We start from the raw sequence: 25,356 nt of genomic DNA on the forward strand, positions 1-25,356 counted from the left end.
TTGCCATGACCGCGCTCGCTGCGCTGTTCGCCGCGATCACCCTCGCGCCGCTGCTGTGGATGGTGGCGGTCAGCCTGATGCAGCCAGGCGAGGCGGGCCGGTTCCCGCCGCCGCTGGTGCCCGCCGATCCGACTCTCGCCCATTACCGCGCGCTGTTCGCGAACCAGGGCATGGGCCTGTTCCTGCTCAACAGCCTCGCGATCTCTACCCTCGCCACCGTCCTCGCGCTGATCTTCACGCTGCCGGCCGGCTATGCCTTCGCCCGCCTGCGCTACCCGGGTCGCGACACGACGGTGCGGGTGCTTCTCGCGCTGCTGCTGGTTCCCGGGCAGATCGGGATGCTGCCGCTGTTCCTGGAACTCAAGGCGCTGGGGCTGGTCAACTCCTACGCCGGGGTCCTGGTGCCCTGGCTGGCGGGGATCGTCGGCATATTCCTCGTGCGGCAATATGCCCTCGCCATCCCGCTCGACCTGGTCGAGGCCGCGCGGATCGACGGCGCGAGCGAGTGGCGCATCTTCCGCCACGTCGCCCTGCCCGTCATGCGCCCGGCGATCGCGACGCTCGCGCTGTTCGTGTTCCTCGGCAGCTGGAACGACTTTCTCTGGCCGCTGATCGTCCTGTCCGATCACGACCTCTACACCCTGCCGGTCGCGCTCGCCGCGCTCGGGCGCGAACGTTCGCAGGATATCGAGCTGATGATGGCCGGATCGGTGGTCACCACCGTCCCCGTCCTCGTCCTGTTCCTGGCGCTTCAGCGCCAGTTCGTCGGCGGCCTCCTGGCCGGAAGTGTCAAAGGATGACGATGAAACGACTGATCCCTTTCGCCCTTGCCTGTTGCGCCGCGGCCTGCACCGCGCCCGGCCCCCTTCATGCGCGCGCGCCGGCATTGCAGGCCGGGCAGCATCCCCGGCCCCCGGTCGCGCCGGGCGGCTACGAATACCAGCTCCACCTGCCGCCGGGCGCTGCGCGCGCGGACGAGGACGGGGGCCCGCGCTGGCCGCTGATGATCTTCCTCCACGGCTCGGGCGAACGGGGCAGCGACATCGCCCGGGTCAAGGTCCATGGCCCGCCCAGGATCGCCGAGCGCGACCCTGCCTTCCCCTTCATCCTGGTGTCCCCCCAGCTCCCGGCCGGGGAGGACTGGGACCTCGCCCGGCTCGACGCGCTGCTGGATCATGCCCTGGCCACGCTGCCGGTCGATCCGGCGCGGATCTACCTCACCGGCCTCAGCCGCGGCGGCCATGCCACGTGGCGTTGGGCCGCGGCGGAGCCGGGGCGTTTCGCCGCGATTGCCCCGGTTGCCGGGCGCGGCGATCCCGCCAGCGCCTGCGCCTTGACGGATATCCCCACCTGGGCCTTCCACGGCGACCGCGACGATGTCGTCACGCCCGAAGGCAGCTTCGCCATGGCCCGTGCGATCCGCGCCTGCGGCGGGCGCAGCAGCCGCCTGACGATCTACCCCGACCTGGGGCACAACGCCTGGGACCCGGCCTACGACGACCCGGCGCTCTATCTCTGGCTCCTGTCCCATCGGATCGAGGGAGGCGCACGATGAGCCGGACCTTTCCCGACCGGTTCCTGTGGGGCGCGGCAACCGCCGCTTACCAGGTCGAGGGCTCGCCGCTGGCCGACGGGGCCGGGGCCAGCATCTGGCACCGCTTCACCCACGATCCGCGCCTGATGATCGCCAGCGGCGACACCGGGGACGTCGCCTGCGACCACTACAACCGGATGGAAGGCGACGTCGAACTGATGAAGCAGCTGGGCCTGCAGGCCTATCGCTTCAGCATTTCGTGGAGCCGGATTCTGCCCGAGGGCACGGGGCGGGTGAACCAGGCCGGGCTCGACTTCTATCGCCGCCTGGTCGATCGGCTGAACGATGCGGGGATCGTGCCGCTGCCCACGCTCTACCACTGGGATCTTCCCGCCGCGCTCGACGACCGCGGGGGCTGGCTCAACCGCGACGTGGCCGAATGGTTCGGCGAATATGCCGCCGTCATGTACCGCGCGCTCGACGGCGAGGTCCGCCGCTGGGCGACGCTGAACGAACCGTGGGTCGTGGCCGACGGCGGCTATCTCAACGGCGTGCTCGCGCCGGGCCATCGCAGCATCTTCGAATGCGCGATCGCCAGCCGCAACCTGATGCGCGCCCACGGCCGGGCGGTGCAGGCCTATCGCGAAACGGGGCGGCACGAAGTCGGCGTGGTCTTCAATATCGAGCCCAAGTTCCCGGCCAGCGACCGGCCGGAAGACGTCGCCGCCGCCGCGCGCGCCGATGCCTACATGAACCGCCAGTATGCCGACCCGGCCCTGCTGGGCGCTTGCCCGCCCGAACTGCGCGACGTCTATGGCGAGGCGTGGGAGGACTGGTCCGCCGACGACCTTGCCCTGGCGTGCCAGCCGGTCGATTTCGTCGGCATCAACTACTACACCCGCTCGGTCGTGCGGGCCAGCGAGAGCGCCTGGCCGCTGCGGGCGGAGGCGGTGGTGCAGGAAGGGGCGCAGCACACCGAAACCGGCTGGGAAGTCTTCCCCCCGGCGATGACGCGCACCCTGCTCTGGTTCCGCGAACGCTACGGCGAGATCCCGCTCTACATCATGGAAAACGGCGCGGCCTTCGCCGACCCGGCGAGCAGCGCCGACGGCCCGATCGCCGACGAGGACCGGTGCCGCTATCTCGCCGCGCACATCGGCGCCGTCCACGATGCGATCGCGGCCGGCGTGGACGTGCGCGGCTACATGGTATGGTCGCTGTTCGACAACCTCGAATGGGCGCTCGGCTATGCCAAGCGCTTCGGGATCGTTCACGTCGATTACGACACGCTGGCACGCACGCCGAAGAAATCGGCCGATCTCTATCGCCGCATCGTCGAGAGCAACGGAGCGGCGATCGGCGACGTATCGAGCAGCGCGTCGAAAATATCCGGGGCGGGTTGACGGCGGCCCGGCGCGCACCGGCGCCGGGCCGGCAGGCCGTTACTCGCCCTCGTCCAGCCAGCCCCCGGCGAAGCCGAGCCGTTCCAGCCCGCGCCGGACATGCGGGTTCTTGCGCATCGTGCGCCAGACGAGGCCGCTGCGGTGGTTTTCCAGCATCGCGAGGATCGGGCCCTGGTCGATGCCCAGGTGGTCGCCCGCGATCCAGCCGCGTTCGGGATCGACCGTGCCGGTATCGCTGCCGGCATCGGTGAAGGTGTAGCTGGGGTTGAACGCGTCCTTGAACCCGTAACGGGTATAGAGCGCTTCGCCGTAGGCGGCGCGCATGTTCATCAGCGCGGGGATCGTTACCTCGGGGGCGAAGGGAATCGACCCGCCGGCCGCGGTCGGCACGATCGTGCCGTCGTCCACCACCCGTTCGGCGCTGACGCCGCGCGCCGAATAGCCCATGAATTCGCGCGGGCGGCCGTTCACCTCGCGCCCGCTGGCCGCGCCGGTCGGCCCGTCGGAAGCGGTCCAGCCCCAGATATCGGCGGAATAGCCGGTCCAGTCGTTCGGATTGTCCGCGCCATAGGCGCGCTGGCTCAAGGTCGCGCGGCGGCTGTTTTCGAAATAGTCGATGCTCTTGGCGCGCATGAAATCGTCGCGAATGCCGCGGAAATCGATCCAGACATGGCTGTACTGGTGGCCGAAGAGCGGCTCGAACTGCAGGTGCTCGTAACCGTAGTAGTCGCCCCAGTCCTCCTCGAGGTGGGCGGCCCAGCCGGTGTCCCAGGCATCCTTGCCGACCGGGTGCGTGGGCGAGCCGGCGGCGAGGACGTAGACCAGCATCGCCTCGTTGTAGCCGACCCAGTCGTGGGTGCCGAAATCGCCCCCCTCGCCCCGCTCGGGATACCAGCCCATCGCGATCGCCTTGCCGCTGCCGCCGTTGGCCGACGGGATCGTGCTGTTTTCGCGCTGGACGAAAGTCCAGTCCACGCGGCGGTAGATCTTCTCCGCCAGCGCTCGGATTTCCGCCTCGACCGCGTCGTCGCGATCGAAGTAGCTTTGCGCGAACAGCACGCCGCCCAGCAGCAGCGCGGTATCGACCGTCGACAGCTCGGTCCGGCCGCGGCGGGTGCCGTCCTCGTTGTTGAGGAAGTGGTAGAAGAAGCCCTTGTGCCCGGCCGTGCCCGACACCGCCGGCCCTTGCGGCGCGTTCCAGTAGAAGTCCAGGCAGTCGCGCGTGCGCGCGGCAGCCTCGGCGCGCGAGACGTAGCCACGCTCCGCCCCGATGCCGTAGGCGGTGAGCGCAAAGCCGGTCGCCGCGATCGAGGAGAACGGGTTGCTGGGCCACCGGTCGGGCGCGAGGCAGCGCCGGGTATCGGTGGTTTCCCAGAAATAGCGGAAGGTGCGCTGCGACAGGTCTTCGGCGAAGGCGGCCTGCGCGGCGGGCGAATGGCCGGCCTGGCCGGCGGGCGCAGGCGGCGGCGACCCGGCCGTGCAGGCGGCCAGCGCGAGCAGCGGCAGGGTGAAAGCGGCGAAGCGGACGGACATTTCAGCTCCCAGGGCAAAGGACGCCTGGCCACCCCGGGGGAGGGGGGAGATGGGGTGGCCAGGTGCCCGATCGTGACCGGTCAGAATTCGAAACCGGCCGACACCTTGATGGTGCGCGGCGGATTCCCGCCCACGCCCAGCCCCGAGATGGTCAGGTAATCGGGCGAAGCGGGATCGGCGTTATAATCGACGTAGTTGCGATCGTTGAACAGGTTGATCACGTCCGCGCGGATCCAGATGCGCGTTTCGTCGGTGACGAACGGCAGCGAGAGGTACTTGGTCACCGCCAGGTCCATCTGGCGGAAGCCCCAGCGATCGCCGTTCGCATTCGCCTCGTTCGCAATCACGTCACGCGAGGGGTTCGGCCCGCCGGTGGAAATGAAGCTCTTGAGATAGGGCGGCGAGGCGATCTGGAACTTGCCCGAAAGGACCATGTCGATCGGCAGGTCGACCGAGCCGGTCATCACCAGGCGATGCTTGCGCACCCCGCTCGAACGGGTGACCGGGTAATCCTCCAGCGAGGGGAAGTCGAGCGCGAAGACTTCGCCGAAGTTCCGGTTCTCCTCCGCCTCGGTGTAGGTATAGGTCGCCGAGAGGCTCCAGGGCGAGGCGGGCGTGTAGTTCTTGTTCAGCTTGAGGTAGGCCGAATCGGCGCTCGTCTCGAGCCCGTTGGTCCCGATGATGATCGAGCCATAGCCCGCCGGCGCAAAGCCCCAGGGCGAATTGGGCGCGGCCGGTGCCGGCTCGAAGAACGAACCGTCGGGGCGCCGGTTGCCGAGCAGGTAGGCGAAACCGTCCTTGCTCTCGATATGGCTGAAGCCGACTTCGGCGTCGAAGTTCGACGTCAGCCGCCCGCGCAGGCCCAGGCTGAACTGGTCCGAATAGGGCATCTTCAGGTCGTTATCGATGAAGCGCAACTCGCGCCCGCCGCCGGTCCCGGCCTGGGCCAGGAGCTGCTGGCGCCCTTCCTCGGTCAGGTAGACCGGGTCCCACGGCACGCAGGTCGGGCTCGGGTCGCAGGTGTTGTTCGGATCGCCGGTGATGAAGTTGAACGTGCGCGTGGTGTAGGACCCGACGCTGATTTCCTGCTGGAGGAAATCGAACTGGTTGCGATCGTAGGACCGGCCATAGCCGCCGAACAGGGCGAAACGGCCGTCCTCGTCGAGTTCGTAGGTGAAGCCGAGACGCGGCTGGATCGCGCCGGTGAAGGCCTTCCGCTCGGTCCCGGTCGAGATGTAGTCGTTGATGTCGTAGTTCGCGTTGACGAGGTTGGGATAGTTCTCGGGCGAAACCGCCTCGACCGCGTCCTGCGGGTGGACGAAATCGAAGAAGGCCGGCGTTTCCTCGTAATCCCAGCGCACGCCAATGTTCAACGTCAGCCGGTCGGTCACTTCCCAGTCGTCCTGGGCGTAGATCCCGAACTGCCAGTTCTTCGAATTGACGATCGGGCTGCCGGTCCCGGTCTGGGCGCCGAACTGCACGCGATAGGGGATCGTGTCGTTGAACGTGCCGCCGCCCGGGTTGTAGGCGACGTTATAGGTATAGACCGGGTTGAAGTTGTTGAGCTCGAGCGTGTTCAGCTCCACCCACTTGCTCTTCACCCCCAGCTTGATCGTGTGGCCTTCGAAGCCGGTCCAGGTGAAATCGTTCTGGATCGCCCAGCCCTTCTGGCCCTTGTCCTGGTAATTGCCGCCCCCGCCGATCCGCAGCAGGTTGTCGCGCACGACCTCGCCCGGCTGGGGATCGGTCGGCGAGGGGCCGGCATAGGCGAAGAGCGAGGCGTTGGAGAACTCGACCGGGGTCGGCGCCCACTTCACGTCTTCGTAAGTGAGCTTGAGATCGTTGATCCAGTTGTCGGTCGTGTGCTCCCACCGGCCCGTCAGGCGCAGTTCCTCGACATCCTGCGAGCTGATCGTGGAGCGGGCGTTGATCCCGCTGCCCAGGAACTCGCCGCTTTCGTCGCGGTACTTGGCCGAGACCTCGAACAGGTCGCTGTTGCTCGGGACGAAATCGATCTTCCCGAAATAGAGGTCTTCATTGAAAGTCGAATTGGTCGGCCCGAACTCGTCCTGGTACTCGGCCGGGAAGAACGAGACCGGCAGCGCCAGGCCGGGCGTGATCTCGACCGGGCGTTCCTGGCGCTTCCCTTCGTACGTGACGAAGAAATGCATCACGTCCTTGATGATCGGCCCGCCCAGCGCGCCGCCGAACTGGAAGTCCTTCGTTTCCACCTTGCCCGGATTGCTGCCGTAAAGCTCGAGCGGAGTGGCCGCGCGCATGCTCTGGTCGGTATAGTCGATGAAGCCCTGGCCGTGGAACTCGTTGGTCCCCGAACGGGTGACCGCGGTGATCGCGACCGAGCTGACCTGGTCGAACTCCGCCTTGTAGTTCGACGAGATCACCCGGTATTCGCCGATCGCCATCTGCGGGAACGGGTTGCCCTGGGTCGAATCCTGCCCGGTCACGCCGTTCTTGAGGACATAGTCCTTCTGGCCGACGCCATCGATGAAGATGTTGACCGTGCGGCTGTCCTGCGCGCCACCCTGCAGGCGCGACTGGCCGTTCGCCCCGGTGACGAACTGCACGCCGGGCGCGAGATCGGCGAAGGCGAGGAAGTTGCGGTTGTTCTGCGGCAGCGTCTCGATCTGGCGCAGCGAGATATTGGCACCGACTTCGCCCCCTTCCATCGTGCGGATGCGATCGGCGACGACGACGATCTCGTTTCCGCCGGCCGGCGCGCCGGCCGGCGGCTGCCCGGCGCCGGCCTGCTGCGGGCCGAGGTCGAAATCGAGCACGGCATTCTGCGCCACGCGCAAGGTGAAGGAATCGGTCGTGCGCACGCCGTCGGCCGTGGTCACTTCCAGCCGATAGGTGCCCGGGCGCAGCGAGGCGAAGTTGTAATTGCCCCCGGCCCCGGCGGCGACGGTGCGGCGCACCCCGGTGTTCACTTCCACCGCGGTCACCTGGCTGATGCCCTGCGCGCCGGTCACCTGCCCGCGCAGCGAGGCGGTCGATTCCTGCGCGTGTGCAGGCGCGACGAGCGCGACCGACATGGCCCCGCCGGCAACGCCGATCGCCAGCGCGGCGGCGAGCCTGCGGGCCAGGCGGGTCTGGGTGAACGGATTGCGAGATTCGAACTTGGTCATGGTTTCCTCCCCACGTCGGCCGCCCCTTGAGGGTCGATCCGAAAAGCTACCTGCGTGACGGCGGGCCTTGTCGCCCGAACCGCCGAATCAACTCGATCTGGGGTCTTGTAACCGGTTTCATATGGCCTGTATAGCCTGCACCACGTTGCCGAATCCGGCACAGCCGTTTTACTGCCCGCGCCGCACCGCGGCCGGGCGCAGGGAGAGAAACATGACCAGATCCGCCAGAGTCCTGCTCGCCGGCGCTGCCGCGCTCGCCTTCGCGAGCGGCACCGCCCATGCTTCCGCCGCCGCCGCGCAGACCAGCCCGCAGACGCAGGTCCCGGTTGCCCCGGCCGAGCCCGACTGGGCCCGCCCCGACTCGCAGATGGACGCCTTCATCGACGACCTGTTGGCGCGCATGACGCTGCAGGAGAAGATCGGCCAGCTCACCCTGCTCACCAGCGACTGGGAATCGACCGGCCCGACGATGCGCGAAGGCTACAAGCAGGATATCGCCGCGGGCCGCGTCGGCGCGATCTTCAACGCCTATACCGCCGCCTACACGCGCGAGCTGCAGGAGATGGCGGTCGAGGGGACGCGGCTGAAGATCCCGCTCCTTTTCGGCTATGACGTGATCCACGGCCATCGCACGATCTTCCCGATCTCGCTCGGCGAAGCGGCGAGCTGGGATCTCGACGCGATCGAGACGTCGGCCCGCGTTTCCGCGCAGGAGGCGACGGCCGAGGGGATTCACTGGACCTTCTCGCCGATGGTCGACGTCTCGCGCGATGCCCGCTGGGGCCGCATGTCCGAAGGCGCGGGCGAGGACGTGTTTCTCGGCAGCGAGATCGCCCGCGCGCGGGTGCGCGGTTACCAGGGCGAAGACCTCGGGGCGGTCGACACGATGCTCGCCACCGCCAAGCACTTCGCCGCCTATGGCGCGGCCCAGGCCGGGCGCGACTATCACACGGTGGACATTTCCGAACGCACGCTGCGCGACGTCTACCTGCCGCCGTTCAAGGCCGCGGTGGACGAGGGCGTGGCGACCTTCATGACCGCGTTCAACGAGTACGACGGCGTACCCGCCAGCGGCAGCAAGTTCCTGCTGACCGACGTGCTGCGGCACGAATGGGGCTTCGACGGGTTCGTGGTAACCGATTACACGTCGATCAACGAGATGGTGCCCCACGGCTATTCCCGCGACCTCGCGCAGGCGGGCGAGCAGGCGCTGAACGCGGGCGTGGACATGGACATGCAGGGCGCTGTCTTCATGGAGAACCTGGCGCGCTCGGTCGAGGAAGGGCGGGTGGACACCGCGAAGATCGACCGGGCCGTGCGCCGGGTGCTGGAAATGAAATACCGCCTCGGCCTGTTCGACGATCCCTATCGCTACGTCGACGCGGCGCGCGAGAAGGCCACGCTCTACAAGCCCGAGTTCCTCGAGGCCGCGCGCGACGTGGCGCGCAAGTCGATGGTCCTGCTCAAGAACGAGGGCAATGTCCTGCCGCTTGCCGCCGACGCCGGGCGGATCGCCGTGATCGGCCCGCTGGCCGACAGCAAGGCCGACATGATCGGCAGCTGGGCCGCCGGCGGCGACCGCGAGACGCGCCCGGTCACCGTGTTCGAAGGGATCGCGGCGCGCGCGGGCGACGGGGTCAGCGTCGAACACGCGAAGGGCGCCAGCTACGAGTTCGCCGACGCCGGCAAGACCGACGGCTTCGCCGAGGCGCTGGCCCTGGCCGAACGCTCCGACGTCATCGTCGCGGCGATGGGCGAGAAATGGGACATGACCGGCGAGGCCGCCAGCCGCACCACCCTCGACCTGCCCGGAAACCAGCAGGCCCTGCTCGAGGCGCTGGTGGCGACCGGCAAGCCGGTCGTCCTCGTCCTGCTCAGCGGGCGGCCGAACGCGATTGCCTGGGCGGACGAGAACGTTCCGGCGATCCTCCACGCCTGGTACCCGGGCACGCAGGGCGGCCACGCGGTGGCCGACGTGCTGTTCGGCGACTACAATCCCTCGGGCAAGCTGCCGGTCACCTTCCCGCGCAATGTCGGCCAGGTGCCGATCCATTACGACATGAAGAACACCGGGCGCCCGATCGAACTGGGCGCGCCGGGCGCGAAGTACGTCTCGCGCTATCTCAACACGCCGAACGACCCGCTCTACCGCTTCGGTTACGGCCTCAGCTACACGACTTTCGCCTATTCGCCGGCGACGCTCTCGGCCGCTTCGATGGGGCCGGGCGGATCGATCACCGCCAGCGCGACGATCACCAATACCGGCGACCGCGCGGGCGAGGAAGTCGTCCAGCTCTACGTCCGCGACCTCGTCGGCTCGGTCACCCGCCCGGTGCAGGAACTGAAGGGGTTCGAGAAGATCATGCTCGAACCCGGCGAATCGCGCACGGTCAGCTTCACCCTGACCCCGCGGGACCTGGCGTTCACCCGCGCCGACATGTCGCACGGGTGGGAGCCGGGCGAATTCCAGCTGTGGATCGCCCCGTCCTCGGGCGCGAAGGCGAGCACGCCGGTCACCTTCACGCTGACCGAGTGAGGCGACGGGCCGGCCGCCGGCCGCCTGCGCCGCCCTCGCCGCGCTGCCCGCGAGCGCCCTGCCGGCGGCTGCGGCCGCCCGGCGGGGTGCAAGCGGGCCGGCCGGCCGCCCAGCGGGCCGCACCGGGCGCCGGTCAGGGGCAGCCGCCGTCGCGCACCGTGCCTGCCGGCCAGCGCAGCTCGTAGGTGACCGCGAAGCCATCGTGATCGGACAGCCGCGGCATCGCGTGGCTGCCGTCGAACATCGCCTCCACCCGGATCGGGCGGATCTTGACCAGCCCGCCGTCGGCGAAGAACTGCAGGTCCTGCGTATCGACCCAGGGCTCGTCGCCGTCCCACGACATCCGCACCTCGCAGCCCGAAGCCGGATCGGCGCAGACCCGGTGAACCAGCGTCAGCGGCTGGTAGCGCGAGAAATGGGCCCAGCGATCTTCCGAGTGGCGCATGTTGAAATCGCCCCCGAACACGACCGGGAAGCGATCGTCGTGCGTGCGATCGACGAACTCGGACGCTTCGAGCGCCTGCCGGCCATGGGCGACGAGGCTGCGTTCTTCCGGTACCTTCGCCGCGCGGCGCGAGTTCATGTGCGTATTGTAGAGATCGACCGGCACGGGGACGCCGGGAATGGCGATCCTGGCCAGCATCACGCCCTTGTTGGCAAGGCAGTCGATCCCGGCGCAGGAACGGCGCCCGAAGGCGCGGTGATCGACATGGGTGACCGGATAGCGCGAGGCGACCGCGATGCCGCTGCCCGTCAGGTGCATCCCGATCTCGCCGCGCCGGATATTGGACTTGCCCGGCAGCGCGCTGCGCGTCGAGCCCTGCGGGCGGGTCGTGCGGCGCGGCCCGCTGACGACGGCCGGGTAGCCGCTGGCGAGCACTGCCCGCTTGGCCGGGCCGCTGAACATTTCCTGGAACAGGACCACGTCGGGCGCCGTCCCCGCCGCGCGCATCCGGGCCAGCGTCTCCCCGATCGCGGCCAGGTCGCCCGCGCGCGAAACCCGCGCCGGCCAGCCCAGCCCCTCGATATTGTAGGTGAGGACGGATAGCTCCATCCGCGCGGTCCGGCCGTCTTCCGACAGCTCGATCGCCGGGCGCGGGCTCGCCTCGCAGCTCGCGATCCGCAGCGGCGGCGCGGTGCCGCAGGCGGCGAGCGCCAGCGCCGATGCCGCCGCCAGCCCGAGGCGCGCCGCGCCGCGGGCCGTGCACCCCCGCTGCCGTGCCTGGTCGCGATCGCCGGATATAGGCCGTTTACTCCCTGCCGTTGCGCTTGCCGCTGCGGGGCGCAGGAAAACACGAGCGCCCGCCCGTTTCAAGCGTTCGGCCCCTCAGCCCTTCCTCGCCCGCGGCGCCCGCGATAGGATGCGCGCCGGGACGGCACCGAAGGCGCCACGGCGCGCGAGCGGGGGACGAATGGCAGCACCGGCGAGCGAAGGGCACGGCAGGGCGGCAGGCGCGATGCGCTGGCTGAAACGCATCGCGATCGCCCTGGCGCTGCTGGCGCTCGCGACCTTCCTCGCCTTCCGGTTCAGCCCGTGGCCCTCGGTCGCGGTGATCGCCTATGCCTTCTCCGACGGGGAGCGCGTGTCCGAGGCCGCGCTGGCCCGCCACGTCCCGCCGGGGATCGAGACCCGCCGCGACCTCGCCTACGGTCCGGGGCGCGACGAGCGCTTCGATATCAATCGCAGGGCGCAGGCCCCGGGGCCGCAGCCGGCGATCGTGTGGGTCCATGGCGGGGCCTGGATCGCCGGGAGCAAGGACGGGATCGCCAATTACATGAAAGTGCTGGCGGGCCGCGGGTTCACGACCGTCGCGGTGGAATATTCGACCGGGCGCGGATCGCGCTATCCCCGCCCGGTGGAACAGGTGAACCGCGCGCTCGGCCACATTGTCGCCAATGCCGGCGCGCTGGGGATCGATCCGGACGGGATCGTCCTCGCCGGCGATTCGGCCGGGGCGCAGATCGCCGCCCAGGTTGCGCTGCTGACCACCGACGATCGCTATGCCCGTGCGCTGGGCATTGCGCCGCAGGTCGATCGCGGGGCGATCCGGGCGCTGCTGCTGCTCTCCGGCGCCTACGATCTCGGCTCGGTCGATCTCGAAGGCGACTACGGCTGGTTCGTGCGCAGCGTGCTCTGGGCCTATTCGGGCAGCCGCGATTTCCTGGAGGACGAACGCTTCGCCCTCGCCTCGGTCACCGACCATGTCGGCCCGGCCTTTCCGCCGAGCTTCGTCTCCTCGGGAAACGGCGACCCGCTGGAGCCGCAGGCGCGCCGCCTGGCACAGCGCCTGCGCGGCGAGGGCGTGGCGGTGGAAACGCTGTTCTTCGCCGCCGGCCGCCGGCCCGAACTGCCGCACGAGTACCAGTTCAACCTCGACGACCCCGCCGGGGCCGAGGCGCTGGAGCGGATGGCCGCCTTCGCTCACCGCCACGCCGGCAGTCAGCCGCGCGCGTCGCGCGACTGAGCGGGCGCGGCCGCGATCAGCGCCGGGCGAGGCCGATCAGCGCGGTCGAAGGGACCGGCAGGACCGGCCGCCCGGCGGCCATGCGGCGCACCTCCGCGATCACGGCCGCCTGTTCGGCGGCGGACAAGTCCTTCCAGTCGGGCGACATGCCGAACAGCGTGTCCGGCTGGTCGAGGGCCGCGGTTTCCAGTGCGAAATCGTGGGTCACCTCGCGCACCTCCGCGCTGCGGTAGCCGGCGGCGCGCAGTTCGCGCACGAAGCCCTCGGGCGTGGAAAGCGCCGCGATCGCCGGGGGCATCGTCATCTCCGCGCGCCCGGGGAACAGCTTGCGCCGCACCTCGCCGAGGAGGAGGAACGTCGCCGCCCCGCGGTCCGCCCACGTGCCCACGACGCCGTGTCCGCCCGGCCGCGTGACGCGCGCCATCTCCGCCAGCCCCTTGCGCCAGTCGGCGAACATGATGACGCCGAAGAGCGAGAAGACCGCATCGTAATGCGCGTCGGGCAGGTCGAGCGCCTGGCCGTCCATCACGCGCGCCTCGACCCCGGGAACGGCGGCGGCGGCGATCCGCGCGACCATTCCCGGCGCGAAATCGGTCGCGAGCACGCGCGCGCCCTTCCGCGCCGCGACGAAGGCCAGCGCCCCGGTGCCCGCGGCCACATCGAGCACGCTGGACCGCGGCCCCAGCGGCACCATGGCGGCGGCATCTTCGGCATAGAGCGAGGTGAAACGGTGCGCGGTGCGCTCGTATTGCAACGCGGCATCGTCCCAGTGGGCGGGCTGTTCGAAAGCGGACACGATGAGGCTCTCCACGAATCATGTAACTTTGTATATTACATGAAGCGCGGCTGTTGCCAATCGCTTCCGCGCGGCCGAAGATGGCCGCCGTGCGCAACGACAGCCGCCTTTCCCGTATGCTCCACGTCCTGCTCCACATGGCACGGCGCGACGAGCCGATGACGTCGGAAGCGATCGCGCGGATGCTGGGCACCAATGCCGTCGTCGTGCGCCGCACGATGGCCGGCCTGCGCGAGGCTGGCTACGTCCGATCGGCCAAGGGCCACGGCGGCGGCTGGTCGATCGCGGTGGACCTGGCGACGATCTCGCTGCTCGATGTCCACCGCGCGGTCGGCGGCCCGCGCGTCTTCGCGATGGGCAACGAGCATCCGCACCCCGATTGCCTGGTGGAGAAAGTCGTCAACGAGACGCTCGACGATGCCATGCGCCAGGCCGAGGCCCTGCTGACCGCGCGGCTGGCGCAAGTCAGCCTGGCCGAACTGGCGCGGCGGTTCGACCGGCGCATGGGCACCCTGCCCGGCCAGTGCGCCGAGCGCGAACCGACGGCCTAGCGGCTCCCTGCCTTCGCGCAGGGGGGGCGGCCGCCGGCCCGGTTACGGGCCCGGTCGCGGCCCTGTCACCGGGCCTCGACCGGGCGCAGCGACAGGGCGAAGCCGCCCCCGGCCTCCATCGTCAGCGAGAGGCGGTCGCCCGCGCGGACGGTCCGCGTCTCGCGCACCATGGCGAAGCGGTCGCCGTCGATCCCCCCGCCTTCGCCGTCGCGCCAGATCTCCGCGCGGTAGCTGCGTCCGGCGGGCAGGAAGCCGAGGTCGATCGCGATCGTACGCCGCGCGCTGTCGGTCACCCCGCCGATCCACCAGTCCTGCCCGTCGCGGCGCTGGCGCGCGACGACCGCGTATTCGCCGATCTCGCCGGCGAGGACGCGGGTCCGCTCCCAGTCCACCGGGACCTGTTCGATGAAGGCCAGCGCATCGGGGAACCGGGCGTAGTTCTCCGGCAGGTCGGCCGCCATCTGCAGCGGCGAATAGATCACGACATAGAGGGCAAGCTGCCGCGCCAGCGTATTGGGCAGCGGCCGCCCGTCGCGCCCCTCGAGGCTCACGATGCCGGGCGTCAGGTCGAACGGACCCGACAGCATCCGGGTGAACAGCAGGGTCGGCTCGTGCTCGGGCGGGTTGGGCGGCTCGCCCCAGGCCATGTACTCGCTGCCCCGCGCCCCCTCGCGCGTGACGAGGTTGGGCCAGGTGCGGCGCAGGCCGGTGTCCTTGACCGGTTCGTGCGCGTTGATCGCGATCCGGTGCGCGGCCGCCCGCTCGGCGACCAGCGCGTGGTGGCGCACCATGAATTGCCCGTCGTGGTATTCCCACTGCTCGCTGCCGTCCGCATCCTCGCGCAGGACCATGCCGGCATCGGCGACATAGCCGGTCTTGACCGCGTGGATGCCGTGGCGCGCGTAGTAATCGAGCGCTTCCTCGAGCTGGCGTTCGTAGAGGCCGGCGTTGCCCGCGGTCTCGTGGTGGCCCATGATCTCGACCCCGCGCGCCCGGGCGTAAGCGGCGACCCGTTCGATGTCGAAATCGGGATAGGCCTCGGCGAAGCGGAAATTGCGGCCGCTCTCGCTCCACCACCCCTTGTTCCAGCCTTCGACCAGGACCGATCCGAAACCGTGTTCGGCCGCGAAGTCGATGTAGCGCAGCGCGTTCTCGGTCGTCGCGCCGTGCTTCGGCCCGTCGTTCCAGCTCCAGGTGTCGAGGTGCATCCCCCACCAGATCCCGATGTACTTGTGCGGGGTGAACCAGCTCATGTCGGCGATCCGGCTCGGCGCGTTGAGGTTGAGGATCAGGTCCGACGCGGCATGGAGCGCGGGCGCGTCTTCCCCGATCAGGATCGTGCGCCAGGGGGTCGCGAATGGCGCTGTGCGCCGCACCTTCCACGGCTGCGACGAAGGGGCGAGCCGGGTGCGGAAGCGCTGCCCCTCGATCCGCTGGAGCCAGAAGGCCGCGTAATCGACCAGGGCCGCCTCGTGGATCGCGACGTGCAGCCCGTCGGCGCGGCGGAAGGTGATCGGGCTGTGCGCCGTGCCGACCTCGCGCGCGGGCGTGCGGCGATAGAGGTATTCGTAGCGGTTCCACTCGCCGCCCGGAATCCACCATGCCTCGACCTCGCCCCCCGCGGCGGCGAGGTTGAACTCGGTCAGTTCCTCGTCGATCCTGACATCGGCAAGGCTTTCCTGCCGGGGAAAGACGAACCGGAAGCCGACGCCCGCGTCGAAGACCCGCGCGACCAGCTCGATCGTGCGGCGATCGCGCACCCGCTCGACCATCGGCACGCGCAGTTCGTTGTAATCGTTGGCGACCAGCCGGCTTTCGCCCCACGGCTGTTCCCAGGTGTCGCTGTGGCTGGCGCGGCTGGCTTCGCCCAGTTCGACGCCGTGCTGCCACTTGCCCGCGCCGCGCAGCATGAAGCCGAACGTGGACGGCGCGATCACCGGCTGCCCGTCGCGCGTCACGCTGTAGGTCGGCACGCCGTCGCGGGTGGTCAGCGCGAAGCAGGTGCGCGCGTCGGGCGAACAGACGCGGTGCGCGACCGGTTCCTGCGCCCGCGCCGCGGCGAGCGGCAGCGCGAGCCCGAGCGCGAGGCCCAGCGCGAGGCCCAGCGCGAGGATGGCGAGGCGCGCGAACGGATGGCGGGGGCTGTCGTGGTCCATGGTCCTCATCTCTCCCTGCCCGCCGCGCGACCGTTGCGGGTCGCCGCCGGGCCGATTCCGTGGCATGGCTTGTGCGCGAAGAAGAAACCTCGTGCAACCGGTTACATGATCGGTTAAGCCGCCGCAAAACCGCTTGGACCCTGGGGAGTGAGAGAGACATGGCCGTGGTACCCGAAACCGCATCGAGCACCGATCCGAACCCGGTGGAAGACAACGCGCCGCCGGTGGATGCGCCGGGCCTGCAGTACTTCGTCTTCGGCCTGTTCTTCATCTTCGGCGGGATCACCAGCCTCAACGACGTGATCATCCCCAAGCTGAAGGAGCTGTTCACGCTCAACTACACCCAGGCCATGCTGGTCCAGTTCTGCTTCTTCACCGCCTACCTGCTGGTCGGCATTCCCGGGGCCAAGCTGGTCAAGCGGATCGGCTACATGCGCGGGGCCGTCGCGGGCCTGCTGACGATGATGGTCGGCTGCCTGCTGTTCATTCCGGCCAGCCAGACCGCGACATACGCGCTGTTCCTGTTCGCGCTGTTCATCCTGGCGAGCGGGGTGGTGATCGTCCAGGTCGTGGCCAATCCGCTGATCAGCCTGCTCGGCCCGCCGCGCACCGCGCACAGCCGGCTGACTTTCGCCCAGGCCTTCAACTCGCTGGGCACGACCGTCTTCCCGATCGTCGGCTCGATCGTGATCCTCGGCAGCCTGGCCAATGTCACGGCGGACGAGCTTTCGGGCGCCGAACTGCTCGCCTATCGCCAGGCGGAAAGCGAGGCGATCTGGCAGGGTTACCTCGGCGTCGCCGCGCTGATCGCGCTGGTCGCGCTCGCCGTGTGGCTGTTCCGCAACCGGCTGAAGGGGGAAGAACACGCCCCGTCCTCGGGCCTCGGCGGGTTCGACCTGCTCAAGCGGCCGCGCTTCGGATATGGCGCGCTGTCGATCTTCCTCTACGTCGGCGCCGAAGTCGCGATCGGGTCGATCGTCATCAACTATCTCGCGCAGGAACGCGTGCTCGGCCAGCCGGAAAGCGCGATCGGCTGGATGGTCGGCATCTACTGGTTCGGCGCGATGGTCGGCCGCTTCATCGGCTCGGCCGCGCTGCGCGTGTTCAGCCCGGGCAAGATCCTCGCCTTCAACGCCACCGGCGCGATCCTGCTGATCCTGGTCTCGGCCAATACCGACGGCGCGCTCGCCGGCTACAGCCTGCTCGCCGTCGGCCTGATGAACTCGATCATGTTCCCGACGATCTTCTCGCTCGCCTGCGAGAAGCTGGGCCCGCGCGCGGCCGACGGGTCGGGGATCATCAACGTCGCGATCTTCGGCGGCGCGGTCGTGCCGGTGGCCTTCGGCGCGCTGGCCGACCTGACCGGCAGCCTCGCCATGGCCCTGGCCCTGCCGGCCGCGTGCTACGCGATCATCGCCGGCTTCGGCATTTTCGCCCGCCGCCCGGCCTAGCGCCCGCCCGGCTCGTGCGCCCCCGCCCTCGGCTTTGACCGGGGGCGGCGAAGGCGGTACCCCCCCGGCTTGCGAAGGGGGATTGTTCTTGCTGACCGACCTGTTCCTGAAAGGCCGCCTGCGGCACGACCTCGACGATGCCGAGAAGCGGGCGCTGGACGAGGCGGTTTCCGGCACGATCGAGGTGCCGGCGCGCACGCGGATCGTCGCGCGCGGCGACCGGCTGGATCGCAGTTACTATGTCGTCGAAGGCGCGGTGCTGCGCCATCTCGACGACCGGCGCGGCGAACGGCAGCTGGTCGGGGTCAACATCGCGGGCGATTTCGTGGACCTGCACGGTTATCCGATGAAGCGGCTCGACCACAGCATCTCGACGCTGACCGCGACGACGCTGGCGACCGTGCCGCACGCGGCGATCACCGCGCTGGTGGCCGCCCATCCGCACCTGGCGCGCGCGCTGTGGTTTTCCACCCTGCTCGACGCGGCGATGCACCGCGAATGGATCTTCCGCCTCGGGCGGCTCAATGCCGAAGGGCGGATCGCGCACCTGATCTGCGAGCTGCTCGACCGGTTGCGCTTCGTGGACCTGTTCGACGGCCGGGTGCTGACGGTGCCCCTGCTCCAGCGCGACTATGCCGAGGCATGCGGCATCACCCCGGTCCACGCCAATCGCAGTTTCCGCATCCTCAAGGACCGCGGGCTCCTCTCCCCGCTGGGCGACGGCCAGCTCGACATCCACGACGAGGCGGGCCTGCGCGAAGTGGCGCAGTTCGACGCGTCCTATCTCTACGGCGAAGGGGACCTTGCCCCGGGCGCGCTCGACGACGCGTGATGCGGACCGGGCCGCTCGGTCCCGTTCCCGCCAGTCCCATCCCGCCCGGCCCCATCCCGTCCGGCCCCGTTGGCCGCTGCCGGGTCCGTCCCGCGCCCCATCGTCCAGTTGCGGGCCAGGCGCACTTTCGGGTTCGGCGCGCACCAGATCTCCCCCGACTCGTCGAGCGCGGTGACCCAGATCAGGTCGTGTTCCGGGCCGTAATCGATCACCGCGAAGGCCAGGCCCGGCCCGCGTTCGATCACGTGGACGGGCAGCGGGGTCTGCAACTGGACGAACACGCGCCCTATCTCCGCGCGCCGCGGGCGGGGCAATACCGGCCGATCACCGCGCCAGCCCCGAAGGCTTCTCGATCCGGTAGTCGATCGGCTTGAACGTCCCCCCGTTGGAGGCATAGGCCGAACAGGCGGTCAGCCCGATCACCAGCGGCATCAGCGCGCGCAGCCGGATGCGATCGCCCCGCTCGGTCGTCGGCGGCAGGACGGCGATGCGCCCGCTTTCGGGCTCCACCGGCACGTTCATGAACACGTTGAACGCGGTCGGGATCGCCTCTTCGTCGATCCCGTAAGGGGCCAGCGCCTCGGCCAGGTTGCCGAAGCACCCGCGATGTTCGGGCTTGTCGGGATAGAAATGCCGGAAGGTATCGACCGAACAGGGGGTGAGGAGGAAATCGTGCCGCCCGGCGGTGTCCTCGACGATCTCCAGCATCCTGCGCGACCGGTTGGACCACAGGACATTGCCGGTCGTCAGGCTGATCGTTTCCTCGTAATCGAAAGTGCGACCGTTCGAGATCGCCTCGCGCACGTCGTCGCGGGCATAGGCGAGCAGGTCGCTGACCTGGCCGCCATCGGGGTCGATAACGACCAGTTCGTCCCCCTGGTCGAGGACGAAGGCCGTGCCGCTGCGGGGTGCGATACGCTCCGTCATGCCGAGCGCGGATCGCGGAACGGGCACTGCCAGTCCTCGTCCACCTGGCGGCCCGAATACTGGCGCGCCTCGCTGCCTTCGCCGTGCCGCGCGAGCATCGGGTTGATCGACCCGGCCAGTTCCTCGTCGCGGGCGAGGATCCGCTCGCGCATCCGTTCATAGCGGTTGGCGGCACGCAACTGCTCGAACTGGTCGTGGAGGTTGAACACCAGCGTCGGGTGCGGGGTACGGCGCGCGGGCCGCGAGGCATTGGGATGCATCCCGACCACGAAATAGGCCTGCTTGCCGAACGAGAGCGAGAAGTGCGGATCGTCGGGATCGCTGCTGACGCTGTCGTCGTAAGGGTGCCCGATCCAGCCGTCCTTGTCGGAAAGCGACTGGAGCCGTTCCCACATCGCCCGCTCGAACGCCCGTTCGCTGAGGTCGCCGGGTTCGGAAAAGACGACCGCGAAACTGCGCAGCCCCTGCGGATCGCGGCTGTAGTCGGCGCTCCATTCCAGCAGCTTGCGGTGAATGCGCAAGTCATCCCAGGCGCTGACGAGCGACCAGGCCGGCTCGATTTGCAAGGTGCCCTTGGCCAGCGCCGACTTCGCGCCGACGCAGGGGAAGTCCGATGCCGCGACATGTTCGCGGAGCGAATCTTCGAGGCGCGCGGCGTCCAGCGGGATGAGGGGTCGATCGAAATCGAGGGTCAGGGACATGCCCCAACTACTCGCAAGACGCGCGCCGGGTTCCGCCGGCCGACTTTTATCAGTCGCGCGAACCCCTGCCGCGCGCGCGCATTCCCAGCCAGCGGCCCATGGCGAGGCCGGCCAGGCCCAGGCCGAAGAGCGACAGGCCGGAAGGTTCGGGCAGCGCGACGGCCTCCGCCGCGGCGGCCGGCGCGGTAAGGAACAGCAGGAAGGCGGCGGGAAGGCGCATCGATCCTGCCCCTTGCCCGCCCCGCACCGGCTGGCAAGCGCGCGATCGGCCGCGTCCCGAAGTGGAACTGGCCGGTTCGGAACTGGCCGGTTCGGGGCTGGCCCCTACCGCGGCCGGCGCCAGCCTTCGCCCGACTGCCCGCGGGCGGGAATCCCGGCGGCGCGCAAGGCGGCCTGGGCTTCCGCGATCGAGTGCGTGCCGAAATGGAAGATAGAGGCCGCCAGGACCGCGCTGGCATGGCCCTGCCTCACCCCTTCGACCAGGTGGTCGAGCGTGCCGACCCCGCCGCTGGCGACGACCGGCACGCTGACCGAATCGGCGATCGCGCGGGTCAGCGCGAGGTCGTATCCGGCCTGCGTCCCGTCGCCGTCCATCGAGGTGACGAGCAGCTCGCCCGCGCCCAGTTCGGCCAGGCGGCGGGCATGGGCGACGGCATCGATCCCGGTCGCCCGGCGGCCGCCGTGGGTGAAGACTTCCCAGCCGGATTCGGTCGCCCCCTCGCCCACGCGGCGCGCATCGACCGAGGCGACGCAGCACTGGCTGCCGAACCGCGCGGCGATTTCCCCGACCAGCTCGGGCCGGGCGACCGCGGCCGAGTTGACCGCGACCTTGTCCGCGCCCGCGAGCAGGAGCGCGCGGGCATCCTCCACCGTGCGGACCCCGCCGCCGACGGTGAAGGGCATGAAGCACACCTGCGCCGTGCGGCGCACGATGTCGAGCAGGGTCCCGCGCCCTTCGTGGCTGGCGGAGATGTCGAGGAAGCACAGCTCGTCCGCGCCCGCCGCGTCGTAGGCCTGGGCCTGCTCGACCGGGTCGCCCGCATCCTTCAGGTCGACGAAGTTCACGCCCTTGACCACGCGGCCGTCGGCCACGTCGAGGCAGGGGATCACGCGCACGCGAACGGTCATGCGCGGTTCGCCATCGCGATCGCGGCGGCGAGGTCCAGCCGCCCGTCGTAAAGCGCGCGGCCGGTGATCACGCCCTCGATCCCCTCGTGCGCGTGGAGCGCGAGGAGGTGGATATCGTCGAGCCCCTTGACCCCGCCGCTGGCGATCACCGGGATATCGACCCGGCGCGCCAGATCGACCGTGGCATCGATGTTGCAGCCTTTCAGCAGCCCGTCGCGCCCGATGTCGGTGAACAGCAGGCTCGCGACCCCGGCATCCTCGAACCGGCGGGCGAGATCGACCATCGGCACGTCCGACACCGCGGCCCAGCCCTCGGTCGCGACCATGCCGTCGCGCGCGTCGACCGCGACCACGATCCCGCCGGGAAATTCGGCCGCCATGTCCTTCACGAACTGCGGGTCTTTCAGCGCGGCCGTGCCCATGACGATGCGCGCCACGCCGAGATCGAACCAGCCCGCGACCGCCTCGCGCGTGCGGATGCCGCCGCCGAGCTGGACGTAGCCGGGAAAGGCGGCGACGATCGCTTCCACCGCCTCGCGGTTTTCGGCCCGGCCGGCGAACGACCCGTCGAGGTCGACGACGTGGAGATGCTGCGCCCCCGCCTCGGCGAACAGCATGGCCTGCGCGGCCGGATCGTCGCCGTAGACGGTGGCGCGGTCCATGTCGCCTTCGGCCAGGCGCACGACCTGGCCGGCCTTGAGGTCGATTGCGGGAAATACGATCACGGGCGCCACTCCAGGAAACGGGTCAGCAGGGCCAGCCCGTAGGCCTGGCTCTTTTCGGGATGGAACTGCACGCCCAGCAGGTTGTCGCGCGCGACCGCGGCGACGATCCCGCCGCCGTGGTCGGTCATCGCGGCAATCGCTTGCGGATCGTCGGCGGCGAAGTGATAGGAATGGAGGAAATAGGCCTCGCCCGCCTCGATCGCCGGGCCTGCATGGGCCGTGGGGGCGACGTCGTTCCAGCCCATGTGCGGGACCTTGATCGCCGGGTCGGTCTGCTCGATCGCGCGCACTTCGCCCGCGATCCAGCCCAGCCCCGCGGTCGTGCCGTGTTCCAGCCCGCGATCGGCCAGCAGCTGCATCCCGACGCAGACCCCCAGGAACGGCACGCCGCCCGCCCGGACGCGCTCTTCCAGCGCGTCGACCAGGCCGGGGATCGCGCGCAGCCCGCCGGCGCAGGCGGCGAACGAGCCGACGCCGGGCAGGACCACCCGGTCCGCTGCACGCACCGCGTCCGGCTCCGCCGTCACCCGGACCCGCGCGCCGACGGTGCGCAGCGCGTTTTCGACCGAGTGCAGGTTGCCGGCGCCGTAATCGATCAGCGCGACCGATTCAGCCACCGAGAATGCCCTTGGTGCTGGGGACCGCCCCGCCCTTGCGCGGATCGACCTCGACCGCGGCGCGCATGGCCCGGGCGAAGCCCTTGTAGATCGCCTCGCAGATATGGTGGTTGTTCTGGCCGTAGAGCAGCTCGACATGCAGGGTGATGCCCGCCGCCTGGGCGACCGACTGGAACCAGTGTTCGATCAGCTCGGTATCCCATTCGCCCAGCCGCTGCTGGGTGAAACCGGCCCGCCAGGCGAGGTAGGGCCGCCCGGAAATGTCGAGCGCGACCCGCGCCAGCGTCTCGTCCATCGGCGAATAGGCATGGCCGTATCGCGCGATCCCCGCCTTGTCGCCCAGCGCCTGGGCGAGCGCCTGGCCCAGCGCGATCGCGCTGTCCTCGGTCGTGTGGTGCTGGTCCACGTGCAGGTCGCCGGCGACCTTCATCGTCACGTCGATCAGCGAATGCTTGGCGAACTGTTCGACCATGTGATCGAGGAACCCGATCCCCGTGGACACCGCATAGGTGCCCGTCCCGTCGAGGTTCACCTCGATCTCGATGGCGGTTTCCGCCGTCTTCCGCTCGATCCTGCCAGTACGCATGCCAGCGGCGCTATACGCAAGGCTGGGCACGGCGCAAGCATTGGCGCTTGACCGGCGGGCCGAGGGCCGCCACCAAGCGGGCAAGATGACCGACGAAACACCCGACAGCCTGATCCCTTACGACGAGATCGTCCAGGAGGCGCTGCGTGCCGTGGTCGGCCGCGTGCTGGGCGAGATCCAGGCCGGCGGCGGCGAGCTGCCCGGCAACCACCATTTCTACATCACGTTCAAGACCCATGCGCCGGGCGTGACGATCCCGGCCCACTTGCGCGAACGGTTCCCCGACGAGATGACGATCGTCCTGCAGAACAAGTTCTGGGATCTCGCGGTGGACGAGGCCGGCTTTACCGTCGGGCTCAGCTTCAATCAGGTCCCGGCCAAGCTCGACATTCCCTTCTCCGCGATCACGGCCTTCGTCGATCCGGCGGTCGATTTCGGCCTCCAGTTCCAGGCCAGCGTGGCCGACATGGCGCCCGAGGCGCACGACGATGCCGAGAACGACGGCCCGGAACAGCGCGACGAGCCGGCCGTTACCGGTAGCGAGGACGGCTCCAACGTCGTCACGGTCGATTTCGGCCGCAAGAAGTAAGGCGACCGGGCCACCTTCCACCCGGCCGCGGTGAAAGGGCGCAAGGACATGGCAAGAACCAACGGATCTGGTACGAAAGGGTCGGGCGGGAAGCACGCGACCGACCGGCTGGGCGCGGCGATCGACGCGGCCGGCGACCGGATGAATCCCGGCAACCGCGAAGTGGCCGGCCCCAGCCCCAACCCCGCGACCAACCTCCTCATCCACGATGTCCTGCTGCGCAGCGGCGGCCGCCTCCTGCGGCTCGGGCTGGAGAAGGGCCTGCTCAGCAACCGTTACGGCGGATCGCAGGCCAAGCAGATGGTCGAAAACCGCACGATGGCGCAGACCCTGGCGACATTCGCGATCGCGCGGCTCGCGACCCGTTCGATTCCCGGGGCCATCGTCGTCGGCGGGGGCCTCGTCGCCAAGACCCTGCTCGATCGGCGCCAGTCGCGCCACGGCGCGCGGCGCAAGGGCGACCGGGCGCTGCGCGAACAGGCGAAAGAGGACTGATCTCCCCCCGCGGGCTTGATTTCGCGCCATCGCTCGGCGCATGAGCGCGCATGGCCGATCACGACACGCTCCACCGCCGCGGACTCATGTTCATCCTCTCCTCCCCCTCGGGCGCGGGGAAGACGACGATATCGCGCATGCTGCTGGAAGCCGACGACGAGATCCGCCTCTCGGTCTCCGCCACCACGCGGCCGATGCGCCCGGGGGAGATCGACGGGGTCCATTACCACTTCGTGTCCGATGCCGCGTTCGATCGCATGATCGAGGAAGACGACTTCTACGAGTGGGCACATGTCTTCGATCACCGCTACGGCACGCCCAAGGGCCATATCCGCGCCGGGCTGAAGGAAGGGCAGGATTTCCTGTTCGACATCGACTGGCAGGGCACGCAGCAACTTTACCAGAAAGACCAGCAGGACGTCGTGCGCGTCTTCATCCTGCCGCCCAGCCTCGACGAGCTGCACCGCCGGCTCAAGGCCCGCGCGACCGACAGCGACGAAGTGATCGACGGGCGGATGGAACGCGCCCGGGCGGAAATCAGCCACTGGGACGGCTATGACTACGTCGTGGTCAACGACGACGTGGACCAGTGCTTTGCCAAGGTGCGCGAGATCCTCCACGCCGAGCGCATGAAACGCGCCCGCCAGACCGGGCTGATCGGCTTCGTCCGCGAACTGATGAACTAGCGCGCGGAGCGCGGCGGCGACACCCGCCTCTGGCACATTTTCCTTGACATTTATAACCGTTTTGGTTATGTGGTGAGGGCCAGTCCAGGCTGGCTACAGCGACGGGGGCAAAGCGTGTACGCGTCACGTCTGGCCGCTTCGTCCATACGGCCGGTGCCTCGGGGGGCTAGTGACCGCTCGATAAAGCACCCCTGTGCCGGGATGCGAGGACATGGGAACCCGGGTTCGCTCTTCGCGGTGGCCCTCAACGCCGCGAACGACACGAACCCTGGTTCCAACGGACGCTGGTTCCAACGGACGGGGCAAGCGCGAGCCCTGGCCCTGTCCGCGCCTCGCACCCCTCGAAGGGCCGAGCGGGAGGTTGAAGGCAACCCCTCCCGCCACTCGCAAGGATGTTGCCAAGGCAACCCTGTGACGCCCAGGTGGCAATCCTGTGATGCCCAGGCGGCACCGGCCGGTTCCGTCCGCTTGCCTTTCCTCCCGGCGTAACCGTCCGCAC

The 25,356-nt window shown here is 69.5% G+C and carries 24 protein-coding genes; 11 read left to right on the top strand and 13 right to left on the bottom strand.

The genetic code is table 11. The annotated features are described in order from the left end of the window. Nucleotides 1-5 precede the first annotated feature (5 nt). Genes GRI72_RS10920 through GRI72_RS10930 form a run of 3 tightly spaced genes read left to right on the top strand, consistent with a single transcriptional unit; the run spans nt 6 to nt 2,937 of the window. Nucleotides 6-800 (top strand): carbohydrate ABC transporter permease, encoded by a 795-nt coding sequence (locus tag GRI72_RS10920; RefSeq protein ID WP_237487074.1) that lies wholly within the window; start codon nt 6-8, stop codon nt 798-800. A gap of 2 nt (nt 801-802) precedes the next feature. After that, a complete protein-coding gene (locus GRI72_RS10925; protein ID WP_202389060.1) occupies nt 803-1,555 on the top strand; it encodes a carboxylesterase family protein in 753 nt (250 codons plus the stop codon). Then, nucleotides 1,552-2,937, top strand: coding sequence for a GH1 family beta-glucosidase (locus GRI72_RS10930; protein WP_160733949.1), 1,386 nt, complete (start codon nt 1,552-1,554; stop codon nt 2,935-2,937). The genes GRI72_RS10925 and GRI72_RS10930 overlap by 4 nt, the downstream gene beginning before the upstream one ends. A gap of 39 nt (nt 2,938-2,976) precedes the next feature. Here GRI72_RS10930 and GRI72_RS10935 read toward each other — a convergent pair whose 3' ends face one another. Continuing rightward, nucleotides 2,977-4,470 (bottom strand): glucoamylase family protein, encoded by a 1,494-nt coding sequence (locus tag GRI72_RS10935; protein WP_160733950.1) that lies wholly within the window; start codon nt 4,468-4,470, stop codon nt 2,977-2,979. A gap of 80 nt (nt 4,471-4,550) precedes the next feature. Then, nucleotides 4,551-7,616: a TonB-dependent receptor gene (locus GRI72_RS10940; RefSeq protein ID WP_160733951.1), complete on the bottom strand. Its 3,066-nt coding sequence runs from the start codon at nt 7,614-7,616 to the stop codon at nt 4,551-4,553. 211 nt (nt 7,617-7,827) lie between these two features. On the opposite strand from GRI72_RS10940, the gene bglX reads away from it, so the two are divergent. Further along, a complete protein-coding gene (gene bglX, locus GRI72_RS10945) occupies nt 7,828-10,152 on the top strand; it encodes a beta-glucosidase BglX (protein ID WP_160733952.1) in 2,325 nt (774 codons plus the stop codon). A gap of 133 nt (nt 10,153-10,285) precedes the next feature. Here the strand turns inward: bglX and GRI72_RS10950 are convergent, their stop codons facing one another. After that, nucleotides 10,286-11,467: an endonuclease/exonuclease/phosphatase family protein gene (locus GRI72_RS10950; protein WP_337191174.1), complete on the bottom strand. Its 1,182-nt coding sequence runs from the start codon at nt 11,465-11,467 to the stop codon at nt 10,286-10,288. Between the two features lie 97 nt (nt 11,468-11,564). Between GRI72_RS10950 and GRI72_RS10955 the strand changes: the two genes are divergently transcribed. Next, nucleotides 11,565-12,617: an alpha/beta hydrolase gene (locus GRI72_RS10955; RefSeq protein ID WP_237487076.1), complete on the top strand. Its 1,053-nt coding sequence runs from the start codon at nt 11,565-11,567 to the stop codon at nt 12,615-12,617. Nucleotides 12,618-12,633: 16 nt separating this feature from the next. On the opposite strand, the gene GRI72_RS10960 is transcribed toward GRI72_RS10955, so the two are convergent. Then, entirely contained in the window at nt 12,634-13,428 is a 795-nt protein-coding gene (locus GRI72_RS10960) for a class I SAM-dependent methyltransferase (RefSeq protein ID WP_337191175.1), read from the bottom strand. 74 nt (nt 13,429-13,502) lie between these two features. Here GRI72_RS10960 and GRI72_RS10965 point away from each other — a divergent pair, with 74 nt between their 5' ends. Then, a complete protein-coding gene (locus tag GRI72_RS10965) occupies nt 13,503-13,964 on the top strand; it encodes an Rrf2 family transcriptional regulator (protein ID WP_160733994.1) in 462 nt (153 codons plus the stop codon). A gap of 65 nt (nt 13,965-14,029) precedes the next feature. On the opposite strand, the gene GRI72_RS10970 is transcribed toward GRI72_RS10965, so the two are convergent. Beyond that, entirely contained in the window at nt 14,030-16,120 is a 2,091-nt protein-coding gene (locus GRI72_RS10970; protein WP_160733953.1) for a glycoside hydrolase family 97 protein, read from the bottom strand. 158 nt (nt 16,121-16,278) lie between these two features. Between GRI72_RS10970 and GRI72_RS10975 the strand changes: the two genes are divergently transcribed. Both GRI72_RS10975 and GRI72_RS10980 read left to right on the top strand, forming a co-directional pair. Then, entirely contained in the window at nt 16,279-17,571 is a 1,293-nt protein-coding gene (locus GRI72_RS10975) for a sugar MFS transporter (protein ID WP_160733954.1), read from the top strand. 88 nt (nt 17,572-17,659) lie between these two features. After that, the gene (locus GRI72_RS10980; RefSeq protein WP_202389062.1) at nt 17,660-18,403 is read left to right on the top strand and encodes a Crp/Fnr family transcriptional regulator; all 744 of its coding nucleotides are present in this window, start codon (nt 17,660-17,662) and stop codon (nt 18,401-18,403) included. Here the strand turns inward: GRI72_RS10980 and GRI72_RS14750 are convergent. From GRI72_RS14750 to hisB, 8 genes are all read right to left on the bottom strand, one after another. After that, nucleotides 18,358-18,684 carry a hypothetical protein gene (locus GRI72_RS14750; protein ID WP_337191176.1) on the bottom strand — a complete coding sequence of 109 codons (327 nt, stop codon included), beginning with the start codon at nt 18,682-18,684 and terminating at the stop codon, nt 18,358-18,360. The genes GRI72_RS10980 and GRI72_RS14750 overlap by 46 nt on opposite strands. Before the next feature lie 43 nt (nt 18,685-18,727). Then, nucleotides 18,728-19,330: a DUF1989 domain-containing protein gene (locus GRI72_RS10990; RefSeq protein WP_160733956.1), complete on the bottom strand. Its 603-nt coding sequence runs from the start codon at nt 19,328-19,330 to the stop codon at nt 18,728-18,730. Continuing rightward, complete coding sequence (gene gntA / locus GRI72_RS10995) at nt 19,327-20,031, bottom strand: guanitoxin biosynthesis heme-dependent pre-guanitoxin N-hydroxylase GntA (RefSeq protein WP_160733957.1); 705 nt, start codon at nt 20,029-20,031, stop codon at nt 19,327-19,329. Before gntA ends, GRI72_RS10990 begins: the two co-directional genes overlap by 4 nt. Before the next feature lie 49 nt (nt 20,032-20,080). After that, nucleotides 20,081-20,251 carry a PEP-CTERM sorting domain-containing protein gene (locus GRI72_RS11000; protein ID WP_160733958.1) on the bottom strand — a complete coding sequence of 57 codons (171 nt, stop codon included), beginning with the start codon at nt 20,249-20,251 and terminating at the stop codon, nt 20,081-20,083. 104 nt (nt 20,252-20,355) lie between these two features. Beyond that, a complete protein-coding gene (gene hisF, locus GRI72_RS11005; RefSeq protein WP_160733959.1) occupies nt 20,356-21,159 on the bottom strand; it encodes an imidazole glycerol phosphate synthase subunit HisF in 804 nt (267 codons plus the stop codon). After that, complete coding sequence (gene hisA / locus GRI72_RS11010) at nt 21,156-21,884, bottom strand: 1-(5-phosphoribosyl)-5-[(5-phosphoribosylamino)methylideneamino]imidazole-4-carboxamide isomerase (protein WP_160733960.1); 729 nt, start codon at nt 21,882-21,884, stop codon at nt 21,156-21,158. Before hisA ends, hisF begins: the two co-directional genes overlap by 4 nt. After that, complete coding sequence (hisH, locus tag GRI72_RS11015; protein ID WP_160733961.1) at nt 21,881-22,501, bottom strand: imidazole glycerol phosphate synthase subunit HisH; 621 nt, start codon at nt 22,499-22,501, stop codon at nt 21,881-21,883. Before hisH ends, hisA begins: the two co-directional genes overlap by 4 nt. After that, entirely contained in the window at nt 22,494-23,087 is a 594-nt protein-coding gene (gene hisB / locus GRI72_RS11020) for an imidazoleglycerol-phosphate dehydratase HisB (protein WP_160733962.1), read from the bottom strand. The genes hisH and hisB overlap by 8 nt, the downstream gene beginning before the upstream one ends. 85 nt (nt 23,088-23,172) lie before the next feature. Here hisB and GRI72_RS11025 point away from each other — a divergent pair, with 85 nt between their 5' ends. From GRI72_RS11025 to gmk, 3 genes are read left to right on the top strand one after another with little or no spacing between them, the layout of a single operon-like run. After that, the gene (locus tag GRI72_RS11025) at nt 23,173-23,676 is read left to right on the top strand and encodes an SspB family protein (RefSeq protein ID WP_160733963.1); all 504 of its coding nucleotides are present in this window, start codon (nt 23,173-23,175) and stop codon (nt 23,674-23,676) included. Between the two features lie 48 nt (nt 23,677-23,724). Further along, the gene (locus GRI72_RS11030; RefSeq protein ID WP_160733964.1) at nt 23,725-24,171 is read left to right on the top strand and encodes a hypothetical protein; all 447 of its coding nucleotides are present in this window, start codon (nt 23,725-23,727) and stop codon (nt 24,169-24,171) included. A gap of 50 nt (nt 24,172-24,221) precedes the next feature. Continuing rightward, the gene (gene gmk, locus GRI72_RS11035; RefSeq protein ID WP_160733965.1) at nt 24,222-24,857 is read left to right on the top strand and encodes a guanylate kinase; all 636 of its coding nucleotides are present in this window, start codon (nt 24,222-24,224) and stop codon (nt 24,855-24,857) included. The last annotated feature ends 499 nt before the right edge of the window (nt 24,858-25,356 follow it).

The organism is Pelagerythrobacter marinus (genome assembly GCF_009827515.1).
Classification (GTDB): domain Bacteria; phylum Pseudomonadota; class Alphaproteobacteria; order Sphingomonadales; family Sphingomonadaceae; genus Pelagerythrobacter; species Pelagerythrobacter marinus.

What these genes read in the sequence shown, in the direction of transcription:
- GRI72_RS10920 (WP_237487074.1), top strand. Translation starts at nt 6, where the DNA reads ATGACCGCGCTCGCTGCGCTGTTCGCCGCGATCACCCTCGCGCCGCTG.
- GRI72_RS10925 (WP_202389060.1), top strand. Translation starts at nt 803, where the DNA reads ATGAAACGACTGATCCCTTTCGCCCTTGCCTGTTGCGCCGCGGCCTGC.
- GRI72_RS10930 (WP_160733949.1), top strand. Translation starts at nt 1,552, where the DNA reads ATGAGCCGGACCTTTCCCGACCGGTTCCTGTGGGGCGCGGCAACCGCC.
- GRI72_RS10935 (WP_160733950.1), bottom strand. Translation starts at nt 4,470, where the DNA reads ATGTCCGTCCGCTTCGCCGCTTTCACCCTGCCGCTGCTCGCGCTGGCC.
- GRI72_RS10940 (WP_160733951.1), bottom strand. Translation starts at nt 7,616, where the DNA reads ATGACCAAGTTCGAATCTCGCAATCCGTTCACCCAGACCCGCCTGGCC.
- bglX (WP_160733952.1), top strand. Translation starts at nt 7,828, where the DNA reads ATGACCAGATCCGCCAGAGTCCTGCTCGCCGGCGCTGCCGCGCTCGCC.
- GRI72_RS10955 (WP_237487076.1), top strand. Translation starts at nt 11,565, where the DNA reads ATGGCAGCACCGGCGAGCGAAGGGCACGGCAGGGCGGCAGGCGCGATG.
- GRI72_RS10970 (WP_160733953.1), bottom strand. Translation starts at nt 16,120, where the DNA reads ATGGACCACGACAGCCCCCGCCATCCGTTCGCGCGCCTCGCCATCCTC.
- GRI72_RS10975 (WP_160733954.1), top strand. Translation starts at nt 16,279, where the DNA reads ATGGCCGTGGTACCCGAAACCGCATCGAGCACCGATCCGAACCCGGTG.
- GRI72_RS10990 (WP_160733956.1), bottom strand. Translation starts at nt 19,330, where the DNA reads ATGACGGAGCGTATCGCACCCCGCAGCGGCACGGCCTTCGTCCTCGAC.
- gntA (WP_160733957.1), bottom strand. Translation starts at nt 20,031, where the DNA reads ATGTCCCTGACCCTCGATTTCGATCGACCCCTCATCCCGCTGGACGCC.
- GRI72_RS11000 (WP_160733958.1), bottom strand. Translation starts at nt 20,251, where the DNA reads ATGCGCCTTCCCGCCGCCTTCCTGCTGTTCCTTACCGCGCCGGCCGCC.
- hisF (WP_160733959.1), bottom strand. Translation starts at nt 21,159, where the DNA reads ATGACCGTTCGCGTGCGCGTGATCCCCTGCCTCGACGTGGCCGACGGC.
- hisB (WP_160733962.1), bottom strand. Translation starts at nt 23,087, where the DNA reads ATGCGTACTGGCAGGATCGAGCGGAAGACGGCGGAAACCGCCATCGAG.
- GRI72_RS11025 (WP_160733963.1), top strand. Translation starts at nt 23,173, where the DNA reads ATGACCGACGAAACACCCGACAGCCTGATCCCTTACGACGAGATCGTC.
- GRI72_RS11030 (WP_160733964.1), top strand. Translation starts at nt 23,725, where the DNA reads ATGGCAAGAACCAACGGATCTGGTACGAAAGGGTCGGGCGGGAAGCAC.
- gmk (WP_160733965.1), top strand. Translation starts at nt 24,222, where the DNA reads ATGGCCGATCACGACACGCTCCACCGCCGCGGACTCATGTTCATCCTC.